We start from the raw sequence: 6,701 nt of genomic DNA on the forward strand, positions 1-6,701 counted from the left end.
GCGGATACTTCTGGATATAATCAAAAACCATAACTAATACAGAAAAATGGTAGACACTTACTTAAACGTTTTACCATTTTTCTTTTCCTAAGTTAATATTTCGGACAAGTCTAATGGTATCTCCAGGCATGGTATTAGTGAAACTTGATCAAAGCAACTATCAATTATCTTTGGCACGGGCAAAAGCATCTTTAGAATTAGCTAAACAGCAAGCAGCATTGGCACAAGAGAAAATTCCCGAAATTGCTATTGAGATTCCATCACCACAACCAGTTACTGAAAATAAAAAGGCTCAAATACAACAACAAGCTTTCAGAAAAAAAAGAACTTTACAACTGCAAGTCCTAAATCAGCAAAAGAAGATAAATGAGCAACAATATAAAGTAGCTAATACCAATTTAATATTAAGCTGCATAGAATAGAGCTTCCAGGATAAAGTTGTAAGAAGAGACTGAAATTACCTGCTCAAATGAAAGTTGGTCGAATATTTCTTGGATGCGTTCACGTAAAGCTTGTAAAGAAGAGAAAAGTTGATTTTTGAGCGGTTTCTTGAGTAGTTGCCAAAGTCTCTCAATCGGGTTGAGTTCAGGGGCTGATGCTGGTTGAAACAGAGGAATAATATTCTCCGGCCAACGGAGCTTTGAACTTGTATGAGCAGGTGCTTGATCAATCTGTAAAATAGCGTAATCGCTACCTAATTGCACAGATAGCCAGTCCAAAAACTGTTAGAAAACACTCGCCATCCAGTTTTGGGTACTCATAAAGAAAATGGTCGCAAGTCTTCGGTTCAATGGCTCCATAAATCCAAAAATTGTCACGAGGCCATATTACTTTAACAGTGGGCTTGACTCCGGAAGCTGTAATGACTTTTCCTGTAAGAGTTTTTAGTCCAACCCTAGTTTCATCCTGGCACAGATAGCGAACACACTTGCCGGGTGCTAAATGTTCTTCTAGACAATTAAGAATGATTCCGAGTTTTTTTTAAACTCAGATACTAACTTTTCATCCTGCTTATGGCTTTGAGGACGTGGTACTTTTAGTTTTGCCCCTAATCGATATCGAACCAATGCATAAACCGTTGCATACTCGATATCAAGCCCCTGCTTTTGCTTTAACCACTCCACTATTGCACCATAGCTACTAAAACCTTTTCCTGTTTTTAACTCCTCCTCAAGTGCCGCGATCGCAGCATCATCGATTTTCCGCTTTGCCCCTGGCGCTTTCTTGATTTCTAATAAGCCTGACAGCCCATCAGTTCTGTACTTCTGCAACCATCTCGTGACCGTTGAGGTATCTCGTGCCAAGCGTTTTCCGATTTCTTGCTGTTCCTTTACTTGTCCACTTTTGATCCACCACAACATAATAAGTTTTTCTTTCTGGTTTCCCAAGTTGGCTGTTTGCAGACGTTTTTTTAGTTCTTCTTCGCTCTCTGCGATTTCAATCTCAAAAGGACGGCTCATGAGTATTCAAATTTATCAAGTTTGCCTCCATCTATTATATGTAGCTTCATATTAAATTGGTATAACGCTACTTTTGCTCAAAAGCAGCTAGAGGTAACAAAAGCACAACTGGAGTTGAACTATACTAGCATTGCGACTTTGAGCGGTGGAGTAGTTGGGAATAAAAATGTACAGGTAGGACAGCAGGTGCTTCCAGGGCAAACTCTTTTATCAATAATACAGCCACGTCCTTGGATTATTGCTTATTTTCCCGAAAAGCAGTTAGAAAAAATACAGCCAGAGCAAAAGGTAAAAATTACAGTTTCAGCCTTTGCTAATCGGCAGTTTCAAGGCAAGGTAGATAGTATCGCTTTTATGCCACAAGATAGTCTGACAACCAATTCAGCTTCTAGTAATTCATTACATGAAATTCCTGTCAAGATTCTATTTGATCACTCAAGTCTTCAAGGTTATGAATCTCGGTTTATTCCGGGAATGTCAGCAGTTGTAAAAGTTGAAACTAAATAAAATTTCTTCAAATTGCTGATTAATAGCACTGGGTTATCCTGTGAAGTGCGTTCCCGTTTCGGGTTGCCGTAGGCATCGCATCCCTTGCGGCTACTACCGAGTATCTCTGCATGGCGAGGATTTGGGGGATTGGTCGGAGCTTGGGGTGCTGGCAGTGCTTTCAGCGTTACAGCAGGAGTTCTATCGAGGGCGGCTGCTGACAGGGTTGGCGGTGGGGTCAGGGTGACGGTGGAGTGTCTTTTGGGGGCAAGGGATAGGCAGTTGAGCTTAATTGCGAAAGCAAGCTTTTAGGTACGTTTAGTGCTTCATCCAATCCTTGCACATTGTTCCAGTTTGTATTCTTATCCCAAGTAATATTATTAAGTTCAGCGCGAAAGAGGTCAGCATCTCTTAAATTAGCACCTGAAAGGTTAGCACCTGAGAGATCAGCCATTTGGAGGCTAGCCATTAAAAGATTAGCTCCTTTTAAGTTAGCCTGTTTAATATCAGCAAACGAAAGTTCAGCTTGACAAGAGTTAGCACTTTCGAGATTAGAACTTTCAAGATTAGCTGCTGAGAGATTAGGCTTATAAAGGTTAGCTTTATAAAGTTTAGCTGCTTTTAGGCTTGCCCCCCTGAGGTCAGCACTTTCAAGATCAGCATTTTCGAGATTAGAACCTTCTAAGTTAGCTTGAGAAAGGCTAGTGCGTTCTAAAAAAGCTCTCTCGAGGTTAATAGTTGAAAGAAAAGGACTAATTGTATTTAAAAAAGTATCCGAATTAACACTATTACTGTAAGTTAATATATGAAAAAGTTTTTTAGGTTCAAAATTTTCATCTGAGCTACAGGGATAAAAAATAATATTATCCTTTAACTCATCTTTAGCTTGGGCATAACGATGTAACTCTAGGAGAAGAATCATTACATTCAGTCCGGTAAATATATCAACTTCTCTTAAATCAAGCAATATTTTTTCTGTTTGGAATTTTTGCATTTGATTTAGAGGAAGATTTTTCGGAAATCCATTAATAAATTTCCCTTGACACCAATCAAAATAGAAATTTTCTAATCGTTCAAACAATTTTAAATATTGAAACTTCTCTTCAGAATCAAGCAGAGCAATTAAGTATTCTACAATTTCTTGTGTCAATCCACCGTAGCCAAATAAATCATAAATTTCTTCTGCTAGCTTGTCATCATCAATAACATATCTCTCACGTCTACTTTCAGAATCTATTTTTGTCCACTGTTTCAAGCTTTCTTTTATTTTCTGAGCGCAGAGAAATTCCCCAAAACTCTTATGAATAAACTCTACAGCGCCCTCTGTTGAAGAGGATGCTTTTGCTGGTCTAAGATAAAAGGCTGCTAGCGCATTTCTTAAAGGACTTTCGTTAAGATTTTTTTGTGCTGATTCCAACAACTCTTTGGCTGTTTTATCATTTTTGAGCCGTTCTTCGATTGCTTTAATTGAAGTCCATTCTCTTCCAGACTGAGTAACACATAACCCCGCTTCAATTAAAATCAGGCGCAAGTCTTCTGTATCAAATTCTGTAAGTTCTAGATTAAGCTTTTCAGGACGTTGTTTTGTTAAAACCCAATTTAGTGTTTTTTGATAGATTATTATTTTAGCTTGAGCATCATTAGCACCTTCAAACATTTTGATATTTAACTCGTTATCTCGGTGCATAGCCCCCAAAAGATACAGTAACAGTGGTTCTCGCGCTAATTCTTTAACACGCTCAGGGCAATTATCTGCTTCGAGAAACTTTTGAAATTCTAATGCTTTATCTTGTCCAACTAATCTACCCCACTTTGATAACCATTGCATTTGGATCTGGTCATCTATTAATGCTATTTCTAATCTAACTAAGTTAGCTGGTAGCCGATTTTCAATTCCATGCAACGCTGATTCTCTTCCAGTCACTATGAATTGATGTCTACATACTCTTTGCGCTTGATAGTTTCCTACTTGCCCAAGAAAATCTTCAATTCCTTTTGCTGTTCTTCCTTCAAAACGTAATTCATCAAAACCATCTAGTATAAATAAATATCGAGTATTGCGATCGCTCAACCAATCATCTCTGTTAGCAAAATTTTCTCTAACAGCTGCACGGAGTGTATTTTCGATATTTGGCTCAAAAGTATCTATGTCTCTTAGCCTAATTAGTATTGGTGTCCAAATTGGGTGAAGTTCTTTTCTTACCCGCTCTGCAAACATTTTACAAGAGACGCTTTTACCTCGCCCTGGGCCTGCTTGAATAAAAATAACTTGCCTATTTGTCTCAGGTTTATTCAGTTGCTCTGTTACCCAATTCTCTAAATCAACAGATGACTTTTCTTTAGGTTTGCCATTGTTATCTAACAATTGAGCTTTTAGTGGCACATAAATTTCAGTAATTTTAAATTCTTCACCTATTACCTTCCATCTTTCCATTAGTAACGGGTCGCTGTATGAGGGCGATATCTGCTCTTTCAGGTATAGCTTTATGCTGGCGTATTTCTCATTAGCTCTTACTTCTTGTGCTGCTATTATCATCAAACTTAAGATTTGGCGCACATCCTCTGATTCGTAAGAAAAAAGCTGCTTGATATAATTATATGTATCCCAGGCTACGCATCCTGTTACTAGAGATGCAATCTCTGGTCTAATCCCTTTTGTTTCTAGGTAACTAGATAACTCTTGATTTAAAGCTTGTCCTAATGTTGAATTTGGAAACTGCTTTAGTGCTTCTTCAGCTTTACTATTGTCTAATTCTAACTGTCCCAGTTGGTGAAACTGAAGCTTAACTTCCTGTTCTTTTAACTCTGCATTCAGTTTTTCCTGTAACCAAACGTTTCTCTCAACTAAAGCATTAAAACTATTTATATAAGCTAATGGACAAGCAAAAGCTACCCATTCTTCCATCTCAAATTTTTGATTTGTTCTCTCATGTAACAATGTCAAGCCTTTCCGTCCAATTCCTACAAATGCTAACCCCGCCGCAACTATTGGTGCTGATGGTACACTCGCTAGCACGCCTAATGCGATCGCAAATTCCAAAGCAGCTTTAGTAACTTCTGCTCCCGACTCCACTGTTTCTCCACGCTTTACTGTTTTCTCAAGCAGTCCAGGAATCCAACGTTGCCAAATCTGCTGAATCTTTGCCATTGCTTAAATGCCTGTGCTAGGAGTTTTACTGCTGATCAGGGTTTACGCTTGCTACAACTGAGGTTAACGCTTTTACGGACTCTAGCGCAATATTCCGCCTACAGCGAGTAAACAACGCCCTACACGAGAATTTCAATTGCTGACAATGGGTACTTGACTCAAGCCACCTATGCAATGAAAAACTGCCCTGGGGCATGAAGTCCAGAGCAGCACTTGGAAAAAAAAATTAAATATGGGAGTTTTAAACTATTGCCCCCTGCTTTACATATAATTCGTTCACTATGTAATACTATTCAGTTCAAGTTTTGTACTTTATGCAAAGAGAGCGAAAAACTTTTAAAGCTGCACTATACAAGGATTAGACGCAATCAACCAAGCCCAGTACAACACCTTTGGCTGAATGCGTGTTAACCAATGGTTATCAAAATTTGGTCAAACATGAATGCACCATCACCCCAAGGTGAGCAATCGTAGGCTGTGGAGGCGCGGTTGTAACAAGGGCAGGGATGAGGCGAACGCTTACATTAGGCGCACTTTCACAAAAATACTCTATCGAGTTATTCACATCAATAGAGTATATAAATTTACTACAATCATCTTTTACTAGATTCAGTTTATACTTTGATAACTATTTATACCTCTGTACAAGTACTGCAAATCTTGCTTACAGCGATCGCATGAAACGCTGCGTAAGGGCAATCACTCCTTAACCCAGCCTGAAAAAGCGCATTTTTGGGTTCGCAGACTATTAGTGGCGGATTCTACCGTGCCTATAGTGATATTCAAAAATTACTTTAGCTAGGTAGTGCTGCTCACTCATGTTTTTGAGATTTTTAGCCACATCATAAAAATTAGAACAGCTAAAGTTTTTTAGCTGTTCTAGATTAGTGTGTTCTTTTATCGACAGCTTAATAGATGCTTATTATGATGTCATCAGTTTACAAAAGTATAAAATATGTCTATCTGAATACTGTTGCCAAGCATAGCAATTCAAAACAGTGGTTAGATTTACTGGAAGCTAACAAATGCTTAAAAAATCAAAGCCTCATTTTGGCGCGACTCCTGCCCGAAACTTGATTTTTCGTCATGATTCTGATCGCTGAATCATTGTTCTAGTCATATTTTGGAAACAATTGTTCCCATTCCCATTCATCCTTTTATGTACACAGCATATCTATTTACACCTAAGCGCCATGACAATCGCTCGACACAGCTTGAACAGGCAATACAAAAGAATTTGGACTGTGACAAAAATTTGCGGTTTCGAGCAAATAGTCCGTCATTCTACAATTGACACTGAGTATTGAAAATGTTTTATATAGAATAAGCAGTATATTTTTAGACCTATGAGCTACAGAACTAGTCATCCAAGTGATACTCAAGCGCTTGAAGAAATTGTGGAAAAGTTTGGGATTCCCAATTTACAACTGGTAATTGATTTGCGTATTTTACAAGATTTACGAACTATGCTAGACAGCGATGGTGATCAGTTTGTTGCCGAGTTGATCAATATTTACTTAACAGATAGCCCACTGAGAATGCAGATGATTAAGGATGCTGCCGCCAAGGGTGAGCGAACAAAATTACAAAAAGCATCTCACGATTTG

7 protein-coding genes are annotated in these 6,701 nt (G+C 38.4%); 4 read left to right on the forward strand and 3 right to left on the reverse strand.

Features of this window, described 5'->3' with window-relative positions:
* Nucleotides 1-137: 137 nt before the first annotated feature.
* A complete protein-coding gene (locus H6G97_RS42435; protein WP_190946555.1) occupies nt 138-422 on the forward strand; it encodes a hypothetical protein in 285 nt (94 codons plus the stop codon).
* Here the strand turns inward: H6G97_RS42435 and H6G97_RS42440 are convergent.
* On the reverse strand, nt 405-719 hold the full coding sequence (locus H6G97_RS42440) for a transposase (protein WP_190946556.1): 315 nt from the start codon (nt 717-719) through the stop codon (nt 405-407). The genes H6G97_RS42435 and H6G97_RS42440 overlap by 18 nt on opposite strands.
* Before the next feature lie 231 nt (nt 720-950).
* Nucleotides 951-1,460: a helix-turn-helix domain-containing protein gene (locus H6G97_RS42445; RefSeq protein ID WP_190946557.1), complete on the reverse strand. Its 510-nt coding sequence runs from the start codon at nt 1,458-1,460 to the stop codon at nt 951-953.
* 21 nt (nt 1,461-1,481) lie between these two features.
* Here H6G97_RS42445 and H6G97_RS42450 point away from each other — a divergent pair, with 21 nt between their 5' ends.
* The gene (locus H6G97_RS42450; protein ID WP_190946558.1) at nt 1,482-1,967 is read left to right on the forward strand and encodes an HlyD family secretion protein; all 486 of its coding nucleotides are present in this window, start codon (nt 1,482-1,484) and stop codon (nt 1,965-1,967) included.
* A gap of 40 nt (nt 1,968-2,007) precedes the next feature.
* Complete coding sequence (locus H6G97_RS42455) at nt 2,008-2,193, forward strand: hypothetical protein (protein WP_190946561.1); 186 nt, start codon at nt 2,008-2,010, stop codon at nt 2,191-2,193.
* Here H6G97_RS42455 and H6G97_RS42460 read toward each other — a convergent pair.
* Nucleotides 2,185-5,094 carry an NACHT domain-containing protein gene (locus tag H6G97_RS42460; RefSeq protein WP_190946559.1) on the reverse strand — a complete coding sequence of 970 codons (2,910 nt, stop codon included), beginning with the start codon at nt 5,092-5,094 and terminating at the stop codon, nt 2,185-2,187. The two genes, H6G97_RS42455 and H6G97_RS42460, sit on opposite strands and share 9 nt — an antisense overlap.
* A 1,346-nt stretch (nt 5,095-6,440) precedes the next feature.
* On the opposite strand from H6G97_RS42460, the gene H6G97_RS42465 reads away from it, so the two are divergent.
* Nucleotides 6,441-6,701 (forward strand): hypothetical protein (locus H6G97_RS42465; protein WP_190946560.1); only part of this gene is annotated, 261 nt, incomplete at its 3' end.

It is taken from the genome of Nostoc flagelliforme FACHB-838, from assembly GCF_014698065.1.
Classification (GTDB): Bacteria; Cyanobacteriota; Cyanobacteriia; order Cyanobacteriales; family Nostocaceae; genus Nostoc; species Nostoc flagelliforme_B.